Genomic DNA, 23,486 nt, shown 5'->3' with positions numbered 1-23,486 from the left:
GTCCTCGACCCGCGCGCAGACCTCTCGCACCCGCGAGGGGTTTTTCGCTTTTCTGGCCCACCCGCAGCCGGAGGCGAGAGCGCGAGGGAGTATGTGGGGGCGGTGGAGCCGGTCATTCCGGTACGACCGAGATCCAATCCTCAGGAGCCTTGAGACCATGACCGCAACCAGCGAGCTCGACGATCAGTTCCACGTCTTCGACACCACCCTGCGCGACGGCGCACAGCGGGAGGGCATCAACCTCACCGTCGCGGACAAGCTGGCCATCGCACGGCACCTGGACGACTTCGGCGTGGGCTTCATCGAGGGCGGCTGGCCCGGCGCCAACCCGCGGGACACCGAGTTCTTCGCCCGCGCCCGTCAGGAGATCGACTTCAAGCACGCCCAGCTCGTCGCCTTCGGCGCGACCCGCCGCGCGGGCGCCAAGGCCTCGGAGGACCCGCAGGTCAAGGCCCTGCTGGACTCCGGTGCCGAGGTGATCACCCTGGTCGCCAAGTCGCACGACCGCCATGTCGAACTGGCGCTCCGGACGACCTTGGACGAGAACCTGGAGATGGTCCGCGACACGGTCTCCTTCCTGACGGACCAGGGCCGCCGGGTCTTCGTCGACTGCGAGCACTTCTTCGACGGCTACCGCGCGAACCCGGAGTACGCGAAGGCCGTCGTACGGGCGGCCTCGGAGGCCGGCGCCTCCGTCGTCATCCTCTGCGACACCAACGGCGGCATGCTCCCGGCGCAGATCCAGGCGGTCGTCGCGACCGTCCTCGCCGACACCGGCGCCCGCCTCGGCATCCACGCCCAGGACGACACGGGCTGCGCGGTCGCCAACACCCTCGCCGCCGTGGACGCGGGCGCCACCCACGTCCAGTGCACGGCCAACGGCTACGGCGAGCGTGTCGGCAACGCGAACCTGTTCCCGGTCGTCGCCGCCCTGGAGCTCAAGTACGGCAAGAAGGTGCTGCCGGACGGCAAGCTGCGCGAGATGACGCGGATCTCGCACGCCATCGCCGAGGTCGTCAACCTGACCCCCTCCACCCACCAGCCCTACGTCGGCGTCTCGGCCTTCGCCCACAAGGCAGGCCTGCACGCCTCCGCCATCAAGGTCGACCCGGACCTCTACCAGCACATCGACCCCGAGCAGGTAGGCAACACCATGCGGATGCTGGTCTCCGACATGGCGGGCCGCGCCTCGATCGAGCTCAAGGGCAAGGAACTCGGCGTCGACCTCGGCGGCGACCGCGAGCTGGTCGGCCGGGTCGTCGAGCGGGTCAAGGAGCGCGAGCTCAAGGGCTACACGTACGAGGCCGCCGACGCCTCCTTCGAACTCCTGCTGCGCGCCGAGGTCCAGGGCAGGCCCCTGAAGTACTTCGGGGTCGAGTCCTGGCGCGCGATCGTCGAGGACCGCCCCGACGGCAGCCACGCCAACGAGGCCACGGTCAAGCTCTTCGCCAAGGGCGAGCGCATCGTCGCCACCGCGGAGGGCAACGGCCCGGTCAACGCCCTCGACCGCGCCCTGCGCGTGGCCCTGGAGAAGATCTACCCCCAGCTCGCCAAGCTCGACCTCGTCGACTACAAGGTCCGCATCCTCGAAGGCGTCCACGGCACCCAGTCCACCACCCGCGTCCTGATCTCCACCTCGGACGGCACGGGCGAGTGGTCGACGGTGGGCGTCGCGGAGAACGTGATCGCGGCGTCCTGGCAGGCACTGGAGGACGCGTACACCTACGGTCTGCTGCGGGCGGGCGTGGAGCCGGCCGAGTAGGTCCTGACCACTCCCCGCGCGACCGGGCGGATCACCCGGTGGCGCTCGCACTCAGGGCGGCGCGGCGGTGGTACGACGGCCGCCGCGTCCAGCGGTTCCGGTGCGACCGGCGACAGCCCCCAGGCCCGCCGGATCCCGTCGATGACGTGCCGGGCGGTGTAAGGCGACAGCGACAGCTCCTGGCGGGCCTCGGCGAGCAGGTCCGGGGCCCCGCCGGGCGAGCCCTCGGCCTGCTCCCGGCGCGGGTTGAAGTCGGGCAGCGCGAACACCTCCAGCAGGGTCAGGGAGAGACAGACGTAGGCGGCGGCCTCGTCCACCAGCCGACCCGCCGCCTCGTCCAGCCCGGCCGTGTCGGGCGCCGCCAGCCGCGCCAGCGCCCGCTTCAGTTCCTCCATCGGCTCCTGGCAGGGGCAGACGGCCCGCAGATGAGCGCTGACGCTGCGGAACAGCCCCAGCACGTCGGGGTCGCCCGCCCGCCACGGCTGCTTGGCCAGCAGAGTTCTGAAGCCCGCCAGCGTCTCCGACAGCTCCTCCACGATCAACAGGGCCGCCACGTCCGGTAGTTCGGCCTGCCGGGTTGCCGACTTGATCTCGTGCAGGCGGCGCGCGTAACGGATCAGGTCCCGCGGCAGGCCCCCGGACAGGGCGTGCGCGAGCAGCACGTACGGCTCCCCGATGCCCGGTGCGCGCCGCGCGAGGATCCGGCCCGCCTCGGCCGCCCCGCACGGCCGCACGTGCAGGACATCGTCCAGCGAGCTGTCCGTCACGTCCCGGTGCGGCAGCCCACGCCGTACGAACGCCGCACCCACGTCCTCCGCGACGGACACCAGGTAGTGCACGTGCGCAACCCCGAGGATCGCCTTGATCTCCCCCAGGAACGCCAGGGCCTGCACATCGGTGCCGAGCCGGTCCAGCTCGTCCACGGCGATCACGACCCGGTGCCCCCTGAGGCACTCGTCGAACGCGATCCGCGTCAGCAGTTCCCGGAACTCACCCACCAGAGCGGGGTAGTTGGGAGGGACTGACGTCAGGGTGCTGGTGTGCGAGGAACCCAGGGTGAGCAACTGGGCGGCGGCACCGGAGGTCAGCGCGGCACTCGAACTCTGCACGGTCTGGAGCCGGTAGAGGTGATCACGGCACTCGACGACCAGGCGGGGGGCGGGTCGCAGGAACGACCAGGGCCCCCTGCCGAGCCTGTGCAGCAGCGCCCCGAGCAGGAACACCAGGATCCGCACCGAGTGATCGGGGTCGGTGAGCAGGGGCCGGGTGTCCTCGTCCACCGCGGCGAGGACCAGCGCCACCAGCGGGATCAGCTTGGCGGGCGGCCCGTAGAACCGGGCCCGGTCCACCCGCCACCACAGCACCCGGGAGATGGAGCCGGCGTCGGTGTTGAGGTACTGGAAGCCGCACCCGACCCAGAGGAAGAACAGCGCCACCGACCACCACGTGACCATGGCCGGCACCCACTGCCGCAACTGGTCGTCCAGGTAGAGCGAGACGACCGGGCCGGCCATCAACCCGATCGTGACCACGCTGAAGACCGTGCCGGTGATCCCCCGCACCCAGCGGGAGAAGGCCTGGGAGTCCCGCAGCACCCACAGTGCGATCCCGGCTACGGCGAGGCCGAGCGCCGCCTCGGGCCTCCGGCCGTCCAAGACGTCCCGGACGAAGCCGGTGACCGCCTCCCACAGCTCCTCGCCGTGCCCCTGGGCCCAGGGCCGGTGATTCGCCTCCAGGGTGCGTTCCGTGGCGTACAGACCGGCCACCACCAGGGCCGCGGCGGGCACGGCGAAGGCCAGCCGGCGCAGCACGCGGCCCAGGGGACGGGACAGCGCGCGGACGGCTCTGCGCACGTAGGACAGTCGCACGAACTCGGGCGGGTCGTAGCCCGCCCGGCTCATGTAGGTCCGGCAGACCGTGACGAACAGTGAGGTCAGGAAGTCGTGCGGGGCGTAGGTGGCGGGGGCGTGCGCGAACACGGCGAAGTCGTCGGAGCGTACGCAGTTCTCCATGAGCGTCGTCTTGCCGACCCCACGGGGCCCGCTCACGGCGATCACCCCGCCGTCCAACTGGTCCATCTTGCGGTTCAGTTCGGACGCGGAGCCGTTGTAGACGAAGTAGTGCCCGCGGGGTGAGCGCAGCCCCTCGTGGCTGCTGGTGACGAGCAGGGTGCCGCGGTCGTCGCCGAGCAGTTCCTCGACGACCCGGTCCACCGTGCGCGGCAGTTGCCCCCGCCGCAGATCCCGGATCCAGAGAGCGGCGGTCAGCTGCTCCAGCAGCCAGAGGAAGAAGATGAGCGGGACCAGCGGGGCGGCCACGAAAGCCGCCTGCCACACGGACGGCGGGTCGGTGTCCGGCAGGCTGCGCAGGACCGCCCGCCGGGCCTGGACGAACGTCAGGACGGTGAGGATGGGCAGCAGGGCGAGCGGAGCGGCGAGCAGCTTGGAGGCTCCCCAGGAGGTGAGCAGCCCCAGAAGGAAGAGGAAGGCACAGCCGCCACCGCAGGCGAAGGTCGCGCAGTCGTCCGTCCCGCCGAGCGCGGAGAGCGTGGGCGACTGGGGAGTGGCCCAGCGATGGCTGTCGGTCAGCCGCCCCGCGCGCAGGTGCAGCCGATGTGTGAACGTCCGGGCGGACGTGCCCACAACGCGCGGGACGACGGACTCCGCGCACATCGCCGCCACGACGGCGTCCTGGGTGACCGTGGGCCGTCGCTCCAGCAGTTCACGCAGCCGCTGGTCCTTCAGCCTGGCCCTGACGGCTCGTTCATAGGCGGCGCGCTCCCCACTGCCGCGCCACGCATACCCCCCGCTGGACATGCCCCGCTCTACTTGATCTCGTCTCGCCGCGCCAGCCCGAGAAAGGCGGCCCAAGTCGCGGGCGCCACAGTGAGGTTGGGGCCGGTGTTCTTGGAGTCGCGGATGTGCACGGCGGACGGCTGGGTGGCGACCTCGATGCAGTTGCCGCCTTCGCTGCTGCTGTAGCTGGACTTGATCCACTGAAGTGCGGTGCTCATCGTTCTCCTAGCAATCCATGCACGAGGCGTACGCTCTCGCGCGGCGAGAGGGCCTCTGACCGCAGCATTCCATACTTCAGTTCATAGTCACTGACCTCGTCGGGATCCTCAACGAGGAAGCCGGCACTCTGTACTTCCAGGTAGACCAGCCGCTCGTGCCCCGGCGACACCCGCTACGGCGGAACTGCTCCCGCATCACCTCCGGACCACCGACGGGCCGCTGGAGGATGCTCTCCTCCAGGACAAAGTGGCACACAGGAGGCCGCTCCCGTTGCAGTACCAACTGCCTTTCCATGCGGGCGTTCACCCATTGCTCGGCCGTTACGGCGCGGCAGTAGTCCTGAGTCTGGAGCGGTCCAGGAATCGCGAGACTCTCGTAGGACAGGACGCTCATTGCCTCCTGCTCATGATCCACCAACGACTGCGCGAACTGCAACGCCCCCTTGGTGGCGAGTAGTTGGTCGAACTGTTCCGCCCGGTCCGGCTGGAGGGCCAGTCTTCCCTGTTCGATCGACCGCACTGTGTCGACATGGATGCTCGCCGTCTCGGCGGACTGTTCCTGCGTCAGGCGGGCCTGTTTCCGAAAGTGCGCCAGGAGTGCGCCGACCGCCTCACACCCCAGGCCCTCGTAGTGAGGTCGTAGCAATGGGAACTACGACCTCACTCACTGCCCCACGGCAGTCACTTGCTGTGACAGTCGCCCCGTGAGCCCCCAAGCCCAGCTCCTGCACTCCCGCACCGCCCTCTACCCCCGCGACCGCAGGTCAGTGGCGGTGGCCAGGGACCTGACGCGTATCACGCTGACCGACTGGGGCGTGTCCGGGCGGAGCGACGACATCCTCCTCTGTGTCAGCGAACTCACCACCAACGCTCTCCTCCACGGCGTTCCGCCCCACCGCTGCTTCCGCCTCGACCTCGCCCTGCTCGCCGACGGAGTGTTCCGTGTGGAGGTCCACGACAGCGGCCCGGGCGAGATCCGGACCCCGGACACGGCGCCGGAGTCGGAACACGGCCGCGGACTGCTGCTTGTGGCGGCGCCGGCCGATGACTGGGGTGTGCGGGAGCGGGACCCGGGCAAGGTCGTGCGGTGCGACTTCGTGATCAGGTCACCGGCGGGCTTGACGAGGGACCGCCCTCGGCGCGCGTCCTCAGCACGAGTCCTCGGCGAGCTTCTCGAAGTCGTGACGGCTCATCGCCCGGCTGTCGGCCCAGACCTGGCCCGGCGTGAGTGCGTCGAGGTCCGCGGTGGTGAAGGTGACGATGCCGTTGTAGGAGTCGCCGGTCACGTAGTGGCCGAAGCCCAGCGTGTAGTGGTGCTGCGGCAGCAGTCGCCGGGCGCCCCGGTGGCGGGCGTCCCAGGCGGCCGGAGGCGAGAACAGCGGGAAGTCGGCGTCTCCGCTCAGCCTCGTCCTCTTCACGGACCACCCGGTGGTGACGGGGCCGTCGTCCCCGACCGACCCGTCGAGCCCGGGCGTGCGGTAGCTGTCGTCCCCGCACGGCCTGAGGAGCGCGTACGGCATCCCGTCCGCCCCGACCCGGACCCCGGCCAGGGGCAGATCGACGGCCGTACACCCGCTCAGCAGCCCCACGGCCGCGGCCACCAGAGCCACCCCGCTGACGCATCGTCGTCTCACGGCCCCACCCCCGTCCTCCGCCGACGATGCCACCGCTCGACGCCCCGTGCGACCACCGTTGTGCACCGGTCGCGTTGCGGTCGTACAACTCGCGCGGGACGCGATGGCCGGACGCGACGTCTTGACGGATATGCGGGGCCTGAGTTCACTCACGCCGTGAGGTAAGTCCTGTGTGACCCCTGAGAGCCGAGGGAAGGTCCATGCGAAGAACCGCCCTGCTCGTCTCCGCCGCCCTGCTCACCTCCCTGCTGCCGCTGGCCGTCGCCCGCGCGGCCGACGATCCGCCCCCGGTCCCCGTCGACCGCTTCGAGGGCGAAGTCCCCTTCGCGAACCCGCCGGCAGGCGGCCTCTTCACCTGGGGCAGTGACACCGACGACCCGCCAACTCTGCGGCTGAGCAGCCGGGATGACGCTCCCGAGGGCGACCAGGTCCTCTCCGGCACCTACGACATCAGCGGCTACGGCGGCTTCACGCACGACTTCGCCTTCGCCGAACCCGCCCACGACTGGTCCGCCCACCGGGGCATCCGCCTGTGGTGGGAGGGACAGGACAACGGCAAGAAGGTCGCCCTCGAACTCAAGGACGGCGGTGCCAACGGCGAGGCCTCCGAGCTGTGGACGACGTCCTTCACCGACGACTTCACCGGCTGGAAGCAGATCGAGATCCCCTTCACGGACTTCGCGTACCGCACCGACTACCAGCCCGTCGGAGGCATCGACCACGTCCTGGGACTGACGCAGATGTGGGGGTACGCCGTCACCCTCCCCGTCGGCGCACCAGGTCAATTCGCCATGGACGGCGTCGAGTTGTACGGCAGAGCCGACCAGTCGCTGCGTGCCTCGGTGCTCACCGACTCCGCCGTGTACCCGGTGAAGGAGGGCGGCACGGCCACCGTGAAGGTCACCCTCGCCACCACCGGCTCCGCGCCGATCGACGAGCCCGTGACCGTCGCCTACGAGACCACCGGCGGCTCCGCGTCGACCTCCGACTACACCCCCCTCAAGGGCGAGTTCACCTTCCCCGCGGGCACCGCCTCCGGCACCACCCGGACCGTGCGGGTGCACACCCTCAAGGACAAGACGGCCGCCGAGGCCGCCGAGACCGTCCCCCTCAAGCTCACCGTCACCGGCGCCAAGGCCCCCGCCGAGACCCCGCAGGTCGTCATCGACGCGCACGGGCTGCCGTATCTGAACAGCAAGCTCCCCGTGCGCAAACGGGTCGCCGACCTCCTGTCCCGCATGTCCCTCGCGGAGAAGACCGGCCAGATGACGCAGGCCGAGCGCGGCGCCGTCGGGACCGGTGCCGACATCACCGCCGACGACCTCGGCTCGCTGCTCTCCGGCGGCGGCTCCACACCCACGCCCAACACCCCCGCGGCCTGGGCGAAGATGATCGACTCCTTCCAGCTCCGGGCGCGGGCCACCCGGTTCCAGATCCCGCTCGTCTACGGCGTCGACGCCGTCCACGGCCACAACAACCTGGTCGGCGCCACCGTCATGCCGCACAACATCGGCATCGGCGCGACCCGCGATCCCGCACTGGCCCAGCGGACAGGGGCCGTGACCGCCGCCGAGGTCCGTGCCACCGGCATCCCCTGGGACTTCGCGCCCTGCCTCTGCGTCACCCGGGACGAACGCTGGGGCCGTTCCTACGAGTCCTTCGGCGAGGACCCGGCCCTCGTCGAGTCCATGGAGACGGTCGTCCAGGGCCTCCAGGGCGCCCGCGACGGACGGGACCTGAAGGACGACGACAAGGTCCTCGCCACCGCCAAGCACTTCGTCGGCGACGGCGGCACCGCGTACGGCTCCTCCACCACCGGCACCTACACCATCGACCAGGGCGTCACCACGGTCACCCGACAGCAGCTGGAGGCGATCCACCTCGCCCCCTACCGGACGGCCGTGGACCGGGGCGTCGGCACGGTCATGCCGTCGTACTCCTCGCTCGACATCGTCGGTGACGGCCGGGGCCCGGTGAAGATGCACGCCCGCGCCGACATGATCAACGGGGTCCTGAAGGACAAGCTCGGCTTCGACGGCTTCGTCATCAGCGACTGGAACGGCATCGACCAGATCCCCGGCGACTACGCCTCGGACGTCCGGACCTCCGTCAACGCCGGCGTCGACATGGTCATGGCCCCCTACGCCTACAAGGACTTCCACACCGCGCTCGTGGCGGAGGTGCGGGCCGGGCGGGTCAGCGAGAAGAGGATCGACGACGCCGTGTCGCGCATCCTCACCCAGAAGTTCAAGCTCGGGCTCTTCGAGAAGCCGTACGCCGACACGAGCGGCGCCTCGAAGATCGGTTCCGCCGGACACCGGGCCGTGGCCCGACAGGCGGCCGCCGAGTCGCAGGTGCTGCTGAAGAACTCCGGGGGCGTGCTGCCGCTGAAGAAGTCGCAGAAGGTGTACGTCGCCGGGTCGAACGCCGACGACATCGGCAACCAGAGCGGCGGCTGGACCGTCACCTGGCAGGGCGCCTCCGGCGACATCACCCCCGGCACGACGATCCTGGAGGCGATACGCAGGAACTCCGCGCAGCTGACGTACTCCAAGGACGCCTCCGCCCCGACCGCCGGCCACGACGTCGGTGTGGTCGTCGTCGGCGAGGCCCCGTACGCCGAGGGCGTCGGAGACGTCGGCAACGGCAACGACCTGGAGCTGTCCGCGGCCGACCGGGCCGCCGTGGACAAGGTGTGCGCGGCCATGAAGTGCGCGGTGCTGATCGTCTCCGGGCGGCCGCAGCTCATCGGCGACCGGCTCGGCGGCATCGACGCCCTGGTCGCCTCCTGGCTGCCGGGCACGGAGGGCGACGGTGTCGCGGACGTCCTCTACGGCAGGCGGGCCTTCACCGGCCGGCTGCCCGTCACCTGGCCCAGGTCCGAGGCCCAGCTGCCGATCAACGTGGGCGACCCGACGTACGACCCGCAGTTCCCCTACGGCTGGGGCCTGACCACCCTCACCAAGGTCCCGGAGGGCGGGGTGGCCACGCTCACGGCGCTCGGGGCCGCGGCCGGGGCGGCCGAGCGGGCCGGTGCCGACGACAGGGGCCGCGCGCTCGTCGAGAAGGCCCGGCTGATCGTCCAGCAGAAGGCGGGCCCGCGCATGACGGCCGCCGTCGCGGCGCCCTTCGCCGACGCCGAGCACCTCCTGCTGACCGGGCGCTACGGAGAGGCGGTGCGGAAGCTGACGCAGGCGTACCGGGCGGCCTGACGGGGCGGCCGGAGAGGTCGCTTTCGGGGGGCTTCGGGTAGCGTCGAGGTATGAAGGCCATCGCGCAGGCCGTCGTACGGACCCGAAGCCTTCCGGGGCTGCTGCTCGCCCTGGTGCTCGCGGCCCTGGCCGCCCTGGCGACGACCGCCCCGCCCGCGTCGGCGCAGAGCACCACGAGCGTCTCGGAGATCGGCCAGGCCCTGCGCAGGAGTCCGGTCTACGTCGATCCGGCCGCCGCGGCCCAGCTGTCCGCCAAGGACGCGGACGCGCTGGCGGACCGGATCACGAAGGCCGACAAGCCGCTGTTCGTCGCGGTGCTGCCCGCCGACTACCCGAAGCAGGACCTGTTCACCAAGCTGCGCACGGCGACCGGCATCACCGGCGTCTACGCGGTCCGCCTCGGTGACGCCTTCGACGCCCGCGCCGACTCCTCGGTCCTGCCGAAGGCGGCCGTACGGAACCTGGTCACGACCGTCCGGGGCGAGGACACCCGCGCCCAGCTGACCGACTTCACCGCCGCCGCGGTCACCAACATGGGTGGCTCGGCCCCGTCCACCTGGCACTCCGCGGACGACGGCGGCGGGGTGTCGAGCACGGCACTGATCACGGTCGGCGCGGTGCTCGTGGCGGGCGGCGCGGGCGCGTACACGCTGGTGCGCCGCAACCGGCGCCGGCACGCGGAAGAGCAGCGGGCCGCGCTGGAGAAGCTGCGGGTGGTGGTCGACGAGGACATCACGGCCTTCGGCGAGGAGCTGGACCGGCTGGACTTCCATCCGGCCGAGGCGGGCGCCGACGACACGATGCGCGCGGACTACGAGCGGGCGCTGGACGCGTACGAGCAGGCGAAGACACTCATGGGGGCGGCCACCCGACCTGAGGACGTGCGGGCGGTCACCCAGGCCCTGGAGGACGGCCGGTTCTCCCTGGCCCAGCTCGCGGCGCGCCGCGAGGGCCGGCCGCTTCCCGAGCGCCGGGCCCCCTGCTTCTTCGACCCCCGCCACGGCCCCTCCGTCACCGACGCCGCATGGACACCGCCGGGCGGCGCCCCGCGCGAGGTCCCGGTCTGCGCCGCGGACGCCACCCGCCTCGCCGACGGCCGCGACCCGGTCATGCGCGAGGTCGACACCGACCAGGGCCGCCGCCCCTACTGGGACGCGGGCCCGGCCTACGGCCCCTGGGCCGGCGGCTACTTCGGCGGCGGCCTGCTGCCCGGCCTGCTGGTCGGCACGGTCCTCGGCAGCATGATGGCCACACCCGCCTACGCGGCCGACTACGGCTCCGGCTACGGCGACTTCGGCGGCGGCTACGGGGGCGGCGACCTGTCCGGCTCGGACTTCGACTCCGGGGACTTCGGCGACTTCGGAGGCGGCGGGGACTTCGGGGGCGGGGGCGATTTCGGCGGCGGGGGAGGGGACTTCGGGGGCGGCGGCTTCTGAGCGGAGGTCCGCGTGATCCGGCCCGGGGGCGAACACCGCGGGCCCGATGCGCGGACGCACCGGGCCCGCGGCCAGGAAAGTCCTGCCTCACCTCACAGCGAAGCGGCCGCCGAGGCGATCGCCGAGGCGAACGTGGACACCTCGGTGTACACACCGGGCGCGTTGGGCCGGGCGCAGCCTATGCCCCAGCTGACGATGCCCACCTGCACCCACGCGTTCGCCGAGTCCCGCCGGAACATCGGCCCGCCGGAGTCCCCCTGACAGGTGTCGACCCCGCCCGAGGCGTAGCCCGCGCAGATCTCCTCGTTGGCGATGAGCCCGCTGTACCCGCTGTATCCCCGGCAGGCGGCGTCGCTCACGAACGGCACGGTGGCCTTCAGCAGATACCGCTGCTGGGCCCCGCCTTCGGTGGCCGCGCCCCATCCGGCGACCGTGAAGGTGCCGGTGTTGTACTGCGTGGTCGTCGCGATCTTCAGCGTAGGAAGGTTGATCGGCGAGGCGAGCTTGATGAGCGCCCAGTCCTTGCCGTCGCCGTTGTACCCGGGCGCCCGGTAGACGTACGTCGACCGCACCTGCACCCGGCCGGTGCCGGACTGGAGGTCCACGACACCCGCGGTCGCGGTGATGCCGGTGTTCGCCCCGGTCCCGTTCACGCAGTGCGCGGCGGTGAGCACGATCTGCTGGGTGTACAGCGCTCCGCCGCACCCCATGGACAGCCGCACCATGAACGGGAACTCGCCCTGCGCGGCACGGCTGCCGCCGACGACGGGCGAGGGCGCGGCCTGTGCGGCCGACACGGGCTGGAGGCTGGCGATCGCGAGCGCGGCGGCTCCGACCGCCAGACATCTCTTGAGGGCCGTGAGGAGTTTCTGCAAGGTGATGCCTCTTCCAGGTGGGGGGTGGCTTGACGAGCTCATGCCAAGTCTGGGCATCAAAGATTCGCCCAATTTCTGACATGGGCCGGTCAAATCTGTCGATGGATTATGGGAATCCTGTGAACGCGCGCACAAGGGGTGCGATTCAGCCGCCGGTCGCGGTGTCGTTCAGGACACCGGCCACCGCGACCGCCAGTGCCACCGCGACCAGCCCCGGGCTCACCCACACCGCCGACCGGTACCCGCCCCCGGTGTCGATCACCGTGCCGCCGAGCCAAGGGCCGCACGCGGCACCGATGTTGAAGGCCGCGGTGGCGAGGCCGCCCGCCAGGGTGGGGGTGCCGGGGGCCGCGTAGAGCGCCTGGGAGGTCAGGGTGGAGCCGACACCGAAGGACAGCGTCCCTGCACGAGAACGAGTCCGCACGCGAGGACTGGCTCCCCGGCACCGAGCGCGAGCGCACCCCACCCGAGGCACAGGGCGCCGCCGCCCGCCCCCACGACCAGCCGCGGACACCGGTCGGCGTACCGCCCGCCGGTCCGCACCCCCACGAACGCCCCGAGACCGAACAGCGCGAGCACCACCGGCACCCAACGGTCGCCCAGCCCCGTGACCTCGGTGACGAGAGGCGCGAGACAGGTGGAAGGCGCAGAAGGTCGCGCGTTCACCGGGGCACCCGGCAGCAGCACCGGCAGAAGACGTGGCCCGCGCAGCGACCGCAGCTCACCCCGCAGGGAGGGGGCGGGCACGCCGCGCTCGGCGGCCCCGGCCGGAACCGAGCGGGCCACCGCCACCAGCGCCGGCACGGACACCGCGGCCACCGCCCAGAACGCCGCCCGCCGGCCCGGGAGCTGCCCCAGCAGCGCGCCCACGGGCACCCCGACGACACAGGCGAGGGTGACCCCGCCCAGCAGCATGGACGTGGCCCGCCCCTTGGCGTCCTGCGCGACCATGGCCACGGCGGCCGTCAGCGCGACGGCGAGGAAACCGGCGTCGGCGAGCGCCGCCACCACCCGGGTGACCAGCAGCACCTCGAAGCTGTCGGTCAGCGCACCGACGGCATGAACGCCGACGAAGGCGACCAGGAACGCCGGCAGCGCACCCCGCCGCGACCAGCGCCGGGCGAGCGCGACCATCGACGGTGCCCCGACCACCATCCCCACGGCGAAGGCGGAGGTCAGCAATCCGGCGTCCCCCACGGAGACGCCCAACTCGGCGGCGATGTCCGGCGTCAGCCCGGACAGCATGAACTCGGACGTCCCCTGTGCGAACACGGCGACACCCAGCAGAGACAAGCGAACGGCATGAGGAAACCCCGCGACCCGAAGTCGTGAACGTCGCGGACAGCGACACGGCAGGCCGAACCGGCCGTTCGGGCAGCGGGGATGACGAGTCGTCAGACAGAGGTCACCGTCGGCCACCGGAAAGCCGGTGGCCGGATTCTGGACGCCTCGGGACTGGACACGGAGGCAGGCTGACCGGGCCCGCGGAGGCAGAGCCACCGGTTTTCGACGTGTACCGGAACCAGCCCGCGAGGACCAGCGGCAGGACGAGATAGCCGAAGCGGGTCGCCGGGATCAGGCAGATGGCGAGCCCCAGACCGACCGCCAGCCGGTCCGCCGCCGCACGGACGGTACGGGGCGGCCGTATCAGCAGCGAGAGCGTCACCCCCAGCGCTGCGGTCACCAGCGCGGCCGTCGCGAGGGCGGCGCCGCCCGGGACGTGCACGGCGAGCAGACGGCCCGGGAGCGGGCTGGCCGCCGGCGAGCGGACACCGCCCGCACCGAGCGGGAAGAGCACCACGTGCTCGACGAAGGCGCGCGGGCCGGCGAGCGCGACGGGCACGACGGCCGAGGCCGCCACCGACAGCGCGACCAGAGCCGCCCGCAGCGCCGTGCGGCGGCCCGCCGTGACCGCGAGCAGGACCAGCCCCACCGGCAGCAGCGGCCACGCCGTCCACTTCAGCGCGGCCGCCGCGCCCATCGCCACGCCGGCCGCCGTTCCCGAGCCGCCCCGGCCCGCCAGCGCCAGGCTCAGGCACATCAGCCCCACCACCGGCAGGTCCACCCCGCCGACGGCCAGCGGCAGCGCCACCGCGGGGAAGGCGGCGAGCAGCGCCACCGCGCTCACCGGTGTCGGCCCAGGGCCCCCGGCCGGTCGCCGCCCGGCGAAGAACATGCAGACCACGAAGGTGAGGCAGAACCAGACGCGGGCGTCGGTGAGCGGACCGTCACCGAAGAGAGCGCGAGGGACGCCGAAGAGCGCCATCCCGGGCAGATACGGGTCGTAGTCCACGGTGTGGGCCGGATGCGGCAGATAGGGGCTGCCCGTGTGCAGCAACAGCGCGCCCGAACGCTCGACGACACCGACCTCCGACTGGGCCGCCCCCGAGACGACGAGCACCACCAGCGGCACCACGACCGCCCCGAGGAGCGCGGCCGTCAGTGCGGCACGTCTGCAGGTGCGCGAGTCGCGCGTGGCGAGCAGCGCCGCCGTACCGTATCCGGCCGCCGCGCAGGCACCCCAGACCCGGTGCGGGCCCAGCTCCGTCGTCGTCGCCAGGAGCAGCGCGAACCCCGCGCACCCGAGCCAGTGGGCCCAGGCCCGGCGCGCGAGGCAGAAGCGCCGCCCGGGCGGTGCGAACGGGGAGGCCTGCCCGAGGTGTCCCACCCCCGTGAGGACACCTCGGGCAGTGCGCGGGGGCGAGGTCGCCGCCCCCTTCGTGAGGGTCATGTCGTCTCTCGTGGCGTCGGTGCGCGGGGACCGCGCGCTGCGGTACCGGCCCCCGGAACGAGGCCCGTGACCACGAGTCCAGCGCCCGGCGCGTTGTTCAGCAGCCACCGCACGCCACTGTGAACAAAACAAAGTGCCTGGTGGCGGGGCTGCGGAACCTTGCGGCCGGTCCGGGGCGTTCCTTAGGGTGGCGGCGGCGAACACGCGTCCACGGCACGGGGCGCGGGCGGACACGGGGGAGTCGGAGCGCACATGGGCCGTCGGGAGACCCCGGTCGATCCGGCCGCCGGACCGGTCCCGAGGTTCGCGTACGCCCTCCGCAAGCTCCGCCAAGAGGCCGGCGGCCCCACCTATCGCGAACTCGCCCGCCGGGCGCACTTCTCCGTGACCGCGCTCTCCCAGGCCGCGGCCGGCGAGCACCTGCCCTCGCTCCAGGTGGCCCTGGCCTACGCCACGGCCTGCGGGGGCGACCCGGGGGAGTGGGAGCGCCGCTGGCAGGAGGCCGACCGGGAGGTCCGCGAGGCGGCCGCCGGCCAGGACGACGACACCGAGTCGCCCTACCAGGGCCTCGCCCGCTTCGAACCCGACGACCACGACCGGTACTTCGGCCGCGACCGGCTCGTCACGGCCCTGCGGCACCGGGTCCGCGAGCGGCGTTTCACCGCGGTCTTCGGCCCCTCCGGGAGCGGCAAGTCCTCGCTCCTGCGCGCCGGACTGATCCCGGCCCTGCGCGCCGAGCGCGAGCTGGCCGCGATCCGCGTCCTCACTCCGGGCCCGCACCCGGCCCGCACCCACGACGACGCGCTGCGACCGGCGGGGACCGGCGACACCCTGGTCGTCGTCGACCAGTTCGAGGAGGTCTTCACCCTCTGCCGGGACCCGGACGAACGCCGCGCGTTCCTCGACCGGCTGCTCGGTGCCCGGGAGCCGGACAGCGGGCTGCGGGTCGTCATCGCCGTACGGGCGGACTTCTACGGCCGCTGCGCCGAACACCGGGCGTTGGCAGACGCGTTGGGGGAGGCGGGCCTGCTGGTCGGCCCGATGGACCCGGCCGAGCTGCGCGAGGTGATCGTCAGGCCCGCCCAGAGCGCCGGACACATCGTCGAACGGACCCTGACCGCCCGCCTGGTCGACGAGATCGCCGACGAGCCCGGCGCACTCCCGCTGCTCTCGCACGTCCTGCGCGAGACCTGGCGCCGCCGCCGCGGCCGGGCCCTCACCGAGGAGGCGTACGAGGCCGCGGGCGGCGTCCACGGGGCCATCGCCCAGAGCGCCGAGAAGGTCTGGGCGGACCTGTCCCCCGAACACGCGGACCTCGCCCGCCTCGTCCTGCTGCGGCTCATCACGCCGGGCGAGGGCTCCCAGGACACCCGCCGGCCGGTCGACCGCGCCGAACTCGACTTCACCGGTCCGGCGGCCGGCCCGACACCCGCCGCCGACGTCTCCCTCGTCCTGGACCGCCTCGCACGTGCCCGGCTGGTGACCCTCGATCACGGCACCGTGGACCTCGCCCACGAGGCGCTGATCACCGCCTGGCCCCGGCTGTCCGGCTGGATCGACGAGGAACGCGAGCAGTTGCGGGTGCACCGCCGGCTCACCGAGGCGGCCCGCACCTGGGAGGACCTCGGCCGCGACCCGGGCGCCCTGTACCGCGGCACCCGGCTGGCCGCGGCGCGGGAACAACTGGCCGGGGCGACGCTCACCCCGCACGAGGAGGCGTTCCTGACGGCGAGCGGCGCCGCGCACCGGGGCGAGCGCCGCAGGCGCCGCGGACTCGTCGGCGCCCTCGCCACGCTGCTGGTGCTCGCGCTGGTCGCGGGGGCCGCCGCCTGGCAGCAGAACCGCACCAGCGACCGCCGCCGGGTGGAGGCCGAGGCCCGTCGGGTCGCCGCCGTCGCGGACGGCATGCGGTTCTCCGATCCGCGTACGGCGATGCGGCTCAGCGTCGCCGCCGCGCGGCTGGCCGACACGACGGAGACCCGGTCGACGCTGATCGGGGCGATGGCCCAGCGGGACGAGGACGTGTTCGCGGTGCCGGGCGCGGACGCCGGTTTCGAGGGCTCGGGAAACGACGTGCACCGGCTGACGGCGGACGGCAGGTCCGTGGTGTCCGTGACGGCGGACCGGGTCCGGATCTGGGACCTGCGCACGCGACGGCTCACGCTGTCCGCGAAGGGCCCCGGCAAGCTGATGGACGGTGTCCCGGCCGCCGTGGGCCCGGACGGCCTCACCCTCGCGCTGCTGGCGGAAGACCGTGTCGAGCTGTGGGACGTACGGTCCGGGCGGGTCACGCGGACGCTCCCCGGGGTGGACGCGATGCAGACCCCGTTCGCCTTCACCGCACGCGCCCTCGTCGCCGTCGACTGGGACGACGGCGGTGTGCGCGCCTACGACCCGCGCGGCGGCCGCCCGGCCCTGCGGATACCCGAACCGGACGGGGGAGTCGACGGTCTCGCCGCCAGCCCCGACGGTCGGTGGCTCGCCCTGTGCACGGGCGGCCACGCGCTGGAGCTGTGGGATCTCACGCACCGGCGGAAGGTCTCGGCGCCGTGGACGGCGACGGCACGGGCCGCCCAATGCCGCGACCACGCCCTGGAGTTCACCCCCGACAGCCGCACGCTCACCGTCGCGAGCGCCGACGGGATCCACGGCTGGGATCTGCGCACCGGCCGCGCGAGCCCGTCCTTCAAGGGCGACGGGCTGACCCAGGTGTGGCCGGGCGGCGACGGCACCTTCCTGGTGGGCACCGGACCCCACCGGCTCGTGGTGGTGCGGGCGGATCGTCCCCAGGTGCCCGTGCTGAGCCGCCGGATCGTCGCCGACACCTGGGAGGACGTCGCCTACGACCGGTCCGCGGGGGTGGTGCGCTATCTCGGCGGCTCCACGACCGTCGTGCGCTCACTGGCCCTCGGCGCCGCCGCGACGACCCGCCCGCAGCGGCCCGTGGCGTACCGCGCGCAACTCTCCGACGACGGCCGCGTCCTGGCCCGCTCCGTGGGGACGGGCGGCGAACGGCGCGTGCAGGTGCTCGACACCCGCGAGGCGAGGGTGGTCTTCGAGCCGCCGACGCCGCCGTGTTCCGGCACGCAGCTCTGCGCCGACCTCATGGCGCTCAGCGGCGACGGCAGGTATCTGGCGATCGGCCGGAACCCGTACCACCCCGAGGCGAGGACACGGCCGGCCGGGTCCCGGATCACGGTGTGGGACCTGCGGGCCCGTCGCGTACGCGCCACCGTGGTCATCGGTGCCGCCGCCGACGGCTCCCTCGCGGCGGACGGTCTCGCCCTCGACACCCACGGCCGCACCCTGCTGGTGTACCGGTCCCTGGAGCGGCCCACCGTGGAGCTGTGGGACGTGGGCCGCCACCAGCGGGTGAGGACCGTGCGCAGCGTCCGTCCCGGCGATGTCGTCACCAGTGCCTCGGAGGGGGTGGGCCTGGCCCTGCGGTCCGACGGGGCCGCCCTGGTCACCCAGGAGGGCCTGGTCGCCGACCTGCGCGCCGGGCGCATGGAACCGCGGGTGCTGGGCGAGGACCTGACCACCACCGCGGCCTTCGCTCCGGACGGCTCCCGGCTGGCCGTGGGAGACGTCCTGGGCCGGGTCACTCTCTGGGACGGGACCGCGCGGGCGCGCCTCGGTGTGCTCGACGGCACCACGTCCGACCCGACGACGGACGCCACCGGCGCGGTGACCGCGCTCGCCTTCTCCCGGGACGGACGAACCCTCGCCGTCGCCGGTTCGGCGGGCCGTCTGCAGCTGTGGGACCTGGCGTCCCAACGGCTCCTGGGGACCACCCTGCCCACTGCGGGCGACGAGACGCACGCCCTCACGTTCGGCGCCGACGGCACCCTCTACGCCTCCGGCGCCCACATCCCGCTGCTGCGGTACGACGTGAACCCGCGGCAGCTGATCACCGAGGTCTGCGAGCGCGCCGGCTCCGGACTGTCCGAGGCCGTCTGGAAGAGGTATCTCCCGGATGTCCCGTACCGGCGCACCTGCTGAGCCGCGGCGCCCGGGTCACGCGTTCTTGATCGCGGAGATGTCGAAGTTCAGCTTGATCTTGTCGGAGATCAGCACGCCACCGGTCTCCAGGGCCGCGTTCCAGGTCAGGCCCCACTCGGAGCGCTTGATCTCGGCCTTGCCCTCGAAGCCCACGCGCTCGTTGCCGAACGGGTCCTTCGCGGAGCCGTTGAACTCGAGGTCGATCGTGAGCGGCTTCGTGGTACCGAGGATCGTCAGGTCGCCGGTGATCCGGTAGTCCTCGTCGCCGAGCGCCTCCGCCTTGGTGGAGCGGAAGGTCATCGTCGGGAACTCCTCGATCTTGAAGAAGTCCGCGCTCTTGAGGTGCCCGTCACGGTCCTCGGACCCGGTGTCGATGCTGTCCATCTTGACGTCGATGGAGGCCGTCGACGCGGACGGGTCGCTCCCGTCCAGGTGCAGCGAGCCGCTGAAGTCGTCGAACTTGCCCTTGACGTTGGTGACCATGGCGTGCCGGACGGTGAAGCCGATCGTGGAGTGGGCGGTGTCGATCGTGTAGTCGCCGGTCACTGCGGTCAGGTCGGTGCTCGTCATGACGTAGCTCCTTCAGATGAGGATGTTGAACGTTGAACCACTCAACGCGAACGACCGTAGACCTATTCCGTACAGGTTTCAACGTCATCCGCGAAGTGTTGGCGTGATCGCCCCACGGTGGTAGACGGCCCTTTATGAACCCGCAGCGCAGAGCCCCCCTGCGACCCACCCGCAGAGCCGTCTTACTCGCGGCGGCGCTCCTGGCCACCGCCACCCCGCCCGCCCGGGCCGGCGCGGCCGATCCCTACGACACCCTCCGCCGGCGCTGGCTCGACATCGCCCTCGGCACCGGCTACGACCCCGCCGCGGAGCCCTACGCCTCCCGCCTCGCCGAGACCGGCGCACTCGCCCGGGGCTTCCGCGCCACCATGGCCCCGACGCCCACGTCCCTGTGGCCCGGATTCCCCTACGACCCCCCGGCCGGCATCACCCAGAGCTACAGCCGCCTGTGGACCATGACCCAGGCCTACGTCCAGCAGGGCACCGGCTCCACCGGCGACGAGAGCCTGCTCGCGGACGTCCTCCGCGGCCTCGACCACCTCTCCGCCACCGTCTACCACCCCGCCACCACCCGCTACGGCAACTGGTGGGAGTGGCAGATCGGCAGCCCCCGCCTCCTCATGGATGTCACGGCCGCGCTCCACGACCACCTCACGGACACCCAGCGGGCCGCGGCCTGCGCCGCCGTCGACCACTTCATCCCCGACGCGATGCTCACCGACTACTCCGGCACCTCCACCGGCGCCAACCGGGTCGACCTGTGCCGCTCCGTCGCGCTGCGCGGCATCCTCGGCAGGGCCCCCGACCGGATCGCCCTCGCCCGCGACGCCCTCTCGGCGGTCTTCCCGTACGTCACGAAGGGCGACGGCCTCTACGCCGACGGCTCCTTCGTCCAGCACACCTGGGTCGCCTACTCCGGCACCTACGGCCAGGTCATGCTCGACGGACTCGGCCGCCTCTTCGCCCTCCTCGCGGGCTCCGAGTGGGAGGTGACCGACCCGCTGCGGCAGAACGTCCTCGACGGCGTGGAGCACGCCTACGCCCCGCTGATCCACGACGGACTCGTGATGGACAGCGTCAACGGCCGTGCCATCAGCCGCGGTTACCTCAAGAGCGACGAGCGCCACGTCCTGCGCGGCGACCACTTCCACGGCCAGGGGATCATCGCCGCCGTCGCGCTCCTCGCGGACGCGGCGAGCGAACAGGAGCGGACCCGCTGGCACGGGCTGGTGAAAGGCTGGATCGAACGGGACACCGTCACACCGATCCTGACGGCACGTCAGTTCGGCGTTGCCGACCTCGCCCGGCTGCACGCGGTGGCCGCCTCCCCCGTCCCGGCCGCCCCCGAACCCGTCGGGCACACGCTCTTCGCCGCCATGGACCGGGCCGTCCACCGCCGCCCCGGATTCGTCGCGAACATCGCCATGGCCAGCGACCGGATCGCCGCCTACGAATGCGGCAACGGCGAGAACCCGCGCGGCTGGCACACCGGCGCCGGAATGCTCTCCTGGTGGGCCGAGGGCCGCAGCGACCAGTACACGGACTGGTACTGGCCCACCGTCGACTGGTACCGCCTCCCGGGCACGACAGTCTCCACCAGGCGCCTCGCCGACCGGGCAGGCGGCGAGTGGGGCGAGCCCAAGCCGGACGTCCGCTGGGTCGGCGGCACGACCGACGGCGAGTACGCGGCGATCGGCCAGCACGTGAAGGGGCTCGGGTCGACCCTCCAGGCCCGCAAGTCGTGGTTCTGCGTCGCGGACGCGGTGATCTGCCTCGGCGCGGGCATCACCTGCGCCGACGGCGTCCCGGTCGAGACGGTCGTCGACAACCGCAACCTGGGGGAGGGCGGCACGCAGTCCTTCGTACGGGGGCCGGGCTGGGCGCATCTGGAGGGGCACGGCGGCTGGCTCGTCCCCGAGGGCCTGCGCGCCCTGCGAGAGGACCGCACCGGCGCCTGGTCCGACATCAACACCTCCGGCACGACGGAGCGGCGCACCCGTCGCTGGCAGACCCTCTGGCTCGACCACGGCACCGACCCTGTGGACGCCTCGTACGCCTATGTCCTGATGCCCGGCGCCTCCCGCCGCACGGTCGCGGCCCGCGCCGCCGACCGTCACTGGCTGTCGGTTGTCGCCAACGACAGCGCGTGCCAGGCGATCCGCGTCGACCGCCTGGGCCTGACGGCCGCGAACTTCTGGCGGGCCGGCACCGCGGGTCCGCTCACCGTGTCGGCGGGGGCGAGCGTGCTGGTCCGGCGCAGCGGCCGTACCGCTACCCTCTGGGTCGGCGAGCCACCCCGTTCGGGCGAACCGCTGGAGATCGTCTGGAACCGGCCCGTTCGCTCGGTCGTGCGGGCCGACGACACCGTCGAGGTGCGGGCCACCGGCCGCCTGCTGCACCTGCGTGTCACTCCGGGGACGGCATGTGCCGCACACGGATGTGAGGTGGCTCTCACGCCCTGACTTTGTTCGACCCCTACAAGCGTCAGGCCCTCTGAGCAGTCGGAACGCCTGCATGCTTCCAGGGTTCTGTTCGGTCGCACCAGGAAAACGGGCCGGAGACTGTGAGGAGTCGACGGCTCGCTTTCCTCGCGGGTCTTCGTAAGGTCACTACATGACCGTTTTGGATGAGGCGCCGAGTGAGTCGACGGGCGAGCCGACGGACGCGCGCGGACGGGTGGCCGAGCTGCACGAGATCCGTGCGGCGGCCCTGGCCGGCCCCAGCGAGAAGGCGACCGAGGCGCAGCACGCCAAGGGCAAGCTGACCGCACGGGAGCGCATCGAGCTGCTTCTGGACGCGGGCTCCTTCCAGGAGGTCGAGCAGCTGCGCCGGCACCGGGCGACGGGCTTCGGCCTGGAGGCCAAGAAGCCGTACACCGACGGTGTCATCACCGGCTGGGGCACGGTGGAGGGCCGTACGGTCTTCGTCTACGCCCACGACTTCCGCATCTTCGGCGGCGCGCTGGGCGAGGCCCACGCCACGAAGATCCACAAGATCATGGACATGGCCATCGCGGCCGGGGCGCCCCTGGTGTCGCTGAACGACGGCGCGGGCGCCCGTATCCAGGAGGGTGTGAGTGCCCTCGCGGGCTACGGCGGCATCTTCCAGCGCAACACCAGGGCCTCGGGCGTCATCCCGCAGATCTCGGTGATGCTCGGCCCGTGTGCCGGCGGCGCGGCCTACAGCCCCGCCCTGACCGACTTCGTGTTCATGGTCCGCGAGACCTCGCAGATGTTCATCACCGGTCCGGACGTCGTGAAGGCGGTCACCGGCGAGGAGATCACCCAGAACGGCCTCGGCGGCGCGGACGTGCACGCCGAGACGTCGGGCGTCTGCCACTTCGCCTACGACGACGAGGAGACGTGCCTCGCCGAGGTGCGCTACCTGCTGTCGATGCTCCCCCAGAACAACCGGGAGAACCCGCCGCGGGTGGAGTCCTCCGACACGGCCGACCGGCGCGGCGAGGTGCTCCTGGACCTGGTGCCGGCGGACGGCAACCGGCCGTACGACATGACCAAGGTCATCGAGGAGATCGTCGACGACGGCGACTACCTCGAGGTCCACGAGCGCTGGGCCCGCAACATCATCTGCGCGCTGGCGCGGCTCGACGGCCAGGTCGTCGGCATCGTGGCCAACCAGCCCTCGACGCTCGCCGGCGTCCTGGACATCGAGGCATCGGAAAAAGCTGCGCGCTTTGTCCAGATGTGTGACGCTTTTAACATCCCGATCGTCACTTTCCTGGACGTCCCCGGGTTCCTTCCGGGTGTCGACCAGGAGCACGGCGGAATCATCCGCCACGGCGCCAAGCTGCTGTACGCCTACTGCAACGCCACCGTGCCCCGGATCTCCCTGATCCTGCGCAAGGCGTACGGAGGGGCCTACATCGTCATGGACAGCCAGTCCATCGGCGCCGACCTCACCTACGCCTGGCCGACGAACGAGATCGCGGTGATGGGTGCCGAAGGTGCCGCAGGCGTCATCTTCCGGCGCCAGATCGCCGAGGCCGAGGACCCCGAGGCCATGCGGGCCCGCATGGTCAAGGAGTACAAGTCCGAGCTCATGCACCCGTACTACGCGGCGGAGCGTGGCCTGGTGGACGACGTCATCGACCCGGTGGAAACCCGCGAGGTCCTCATCCGGTCCCTGGCGATGCTCCAGTCGAAGCACGCCGACCTGCCCTCCCGCAAGCACGGCAACCCTCCGCAGTAACCCCGCGGACCCTCCGCGACACCCTCGCGGAAACCTCTCTCA

Annotated in this window: 12 protein-coding genes and 3 pseudogenes; 7 read left to right on the top strand and 8 right to left on the bottom strand. The window is 72.2% G+C overall.

Annotated elements, in window-relative coordinates; all coding sequences use genetic code 11:
- Positions 1–157 precede the first annotated feature (157 nt).
- Positions 158–1,762: a citramalate synthase gene (cimA, locus tag AQI94_RS39720; RefSeq protein ID WP_031043907.1), complete on the top strand. Its 1,605-nt coding sequence runs from the start codon at positions 158–160 to the stop codon at positions 1,760–1,762.
- Here the strand turns inward: cimA and AQI94_RS39715 are convergent.
- The 3 genes and pseudogenes from AQI94_RS39715 to AQI94_RS39705 all read right to left on the bottom strand — a co-directional run bounded on the left by AQI94_RS39715 (position 1,723) and on the right by AQI94_RS39705 (position 5,421).
- Entirely contained in the window at positions 1,723–4,578 is a 2,856-nt protein-coding gene (locus tag AQI94_RS39715; RefSeq protein WP_051832109.1) for a hypothetical protein, read from the bottom strand. The two genes, cimA and AQI94_RS39715, sit on opposite strands and share 40 nt — an antisense overlap.
- A gap of 8 nt (positions 4,579–4,586) precedes the next feature.
- Positions 4,587–4,775, bottom strand: coding sequence for a DUF397 domain-containing protein (locus AQI94_RS39710; RefSeq protein WP_031043911.1), 189 nt, complete (start codon positions 4,773–4,775; stop codon positions 4,587–4,589).
- Positions 4,772–5,421 (bottom strand): annotated as a pseudogene (locus AQI94_RS39705) (helix-turn-helix domain-containing protein). The gene AQI94_RS39710 and the pseudogene AQI94_RS39705 overlap by 4 nt, the downstream one beginning before the upstream one ends.
- Before the next feature lie 58 nt (positions 5,422–5,479).
- Here AQI94_RS39705 and AQI94_RS43690 point away from each other — a divergent pair.
- A pseudogene (locus tag AQI94_RS43690) lies at positions 5,480–5,851 on the top strand (ATP-binding protein); the annotation flags it as partial.
- Positions 5,852–5,923: 72 nt separating this feature from the next.
- On the opposite strand, the gene AQI94_RS39700 reads toward AQI94_RS43690, so the two are convergent.
- Positions 5,924–6,409 carry a hypothetical protein gene (locus AQI94_RS39700; RefSeq protein WP_225890403.1) on the bottom strand — a complete coding sequence of 162 codons (486 nt, stop codon included), beginning with the start codon at positions 6,407–6,409 and terminating at the stop codon, positions 5,924–5,926.
- A 200-nt stretch (positions 6,410–6,609) separates the two neighbouring features.
- Between AQI94_RS39700 and AQI94_RS39695 the strand changes: the two genes are divergently transcribed.
- Together AQI94_RS39695 and AQI94_RS39690 are read left to right on the top strand one after the other, a co-directional pair.
- Complete coding sequence (locus tag AQI94_RS39695) at positions 6,610–9,621, top strand: glycoside hydrolase family 3 protein (RefSeq protein WP_031043916.1); 3,012 nt, start codon at positions 6,610–6,612, stop codon at positions 9,619–9,621.
- Positions 9,622–9,671: 50 nt separating this feature from the next.
- On the top strand, positions 9,672–11,057 hold the full coding sequence (locus AQI94_RS39690) for a hypothetical protein (protein WP_031043919.1): 1,386 nt from the start codon (positions 9,672–9,674) through the stop codon (positions 11,055–11,057).
- 92 nt (positions 11,058–11,149) lie between these two features.
- Here AQI94_RS39690 and AQI94_RS39685 read toward each other — a convergent pair whose 3' ends face one another.
- The 3 genes and pseudogenes from AQI94_RS39685 to AQI94_RS39675 form a co-directional block, all read right to left on the bottom strand.
- On the bottom strand, positions 11,150–11,932 hold the full coding sequence (locus AQI94_RS39685) for a serine protease (RefSeq protein WP_031043922.1): 783 nt from the start codon (positions 11,930–11,932) through the stop codon (positions 11,150–11,152).
- A 145-nt stretch (positions 11,933–12,077) separates the two neighbouring features.
- Positions 12,078–13,177, bottom strand: a pseudogene (locus AQI94_RS39680) (Cmx/CmrA family chloramphenicol efflux MFS transporter).
- A 160-nt stretch (positions 13,178–13,337) separates the two neighbouring features.
- Positions 13,338–14,663 carry a glycosyltransferase 87 family protein gene (locus tag AQI94_RS39675; protein ID WP_062230273.1) on the bottom strand — a complete coding sequence of 442 codons (1,326 nt, stop codon included), beginning with the start codon at positions 14,661–14,663 and terminating at the stop codon, positions 13,338–13,340.
- 252 nt (positions 14,664–14,915) lie between these two features.
- Here AQI94_RS39675 and AQI94_RS39670 point away from each other — a divergent pair, with 252 nt between their 5' ends.
- The gene (locus AQI94_RS39670; protein WP_062230271.1) at positions 14,916–18,665 is read left to right on the top strand and encodes an nSTAND1 domain-containing NTPase; all 3,750 of its coding nucleotides are present in this window, start codon (positions 14,916–14,918) and stop codon (positions 18,663–18,665) included.
- Between the two features lie 15 nt (positions 18,666–18,680).
- On the opposite strand, the gene AQI94_RS39665 is transcribed toward AQI94_RS39670, so the two are convergent.
- The gene (locus tag AQI94_RS39665; RefSeq protein ID WP_031061288.1) at positions 18,681–19,235 is read right to left on the bottom strand and encodes a YceI family protein; all 555 of its coding nucleotides are present in this window, start codon (positions 19,233–19,235) and stop codon (positions 18,681–18,683) included.
- Between the two features lie 134 nt (positions 19,236–19,369).
- On the opposite strand from AQI94_RS39665, the gene AQI94_RS39660 reads away from it, so the two are divergent.
- Both AQI94_RS39660 and AQI94_RS39655 read left to right on the top strand, forming a co-directional pair.
- Positions 19,370–21,697, top strand: coding sequence for a polysaccharide lyase 8 family protein (locus AQI94_RS39660; RefSeq protein WP_031061286.1), 2,328 nt, complete (start codon positions 19,370–19,372; stop codon positions 21,695–21,697).
- Between the two features lie 151 nt (positions 21,698–21,848).
- Entirely contained in the window at positions 21,849–23,444 is a 1,596-nt protein-coding gene (locus AQI94_RS39655) for an acyl-CoA carboxylase subunit beta (protein ID WP_037945387.1), read from the top strand.
- Positions 23,445–23,486 lie beyond the last annotated feature (42 nt).

Source organism: Streptomyces pseudovenezuelae (assembly GCF_001513955.1).
GTDB lineage: Bacteria > Actinomycetota > Actinomycetes > Streptomycetales > Streptomycetaceae > Streptomyces > Streptomyces pseudovenezuelae.
Note: the sequence above shows the minus strand (reverse complement) of the source record. Positions and strands in the feature narration are given on the sequence as shown.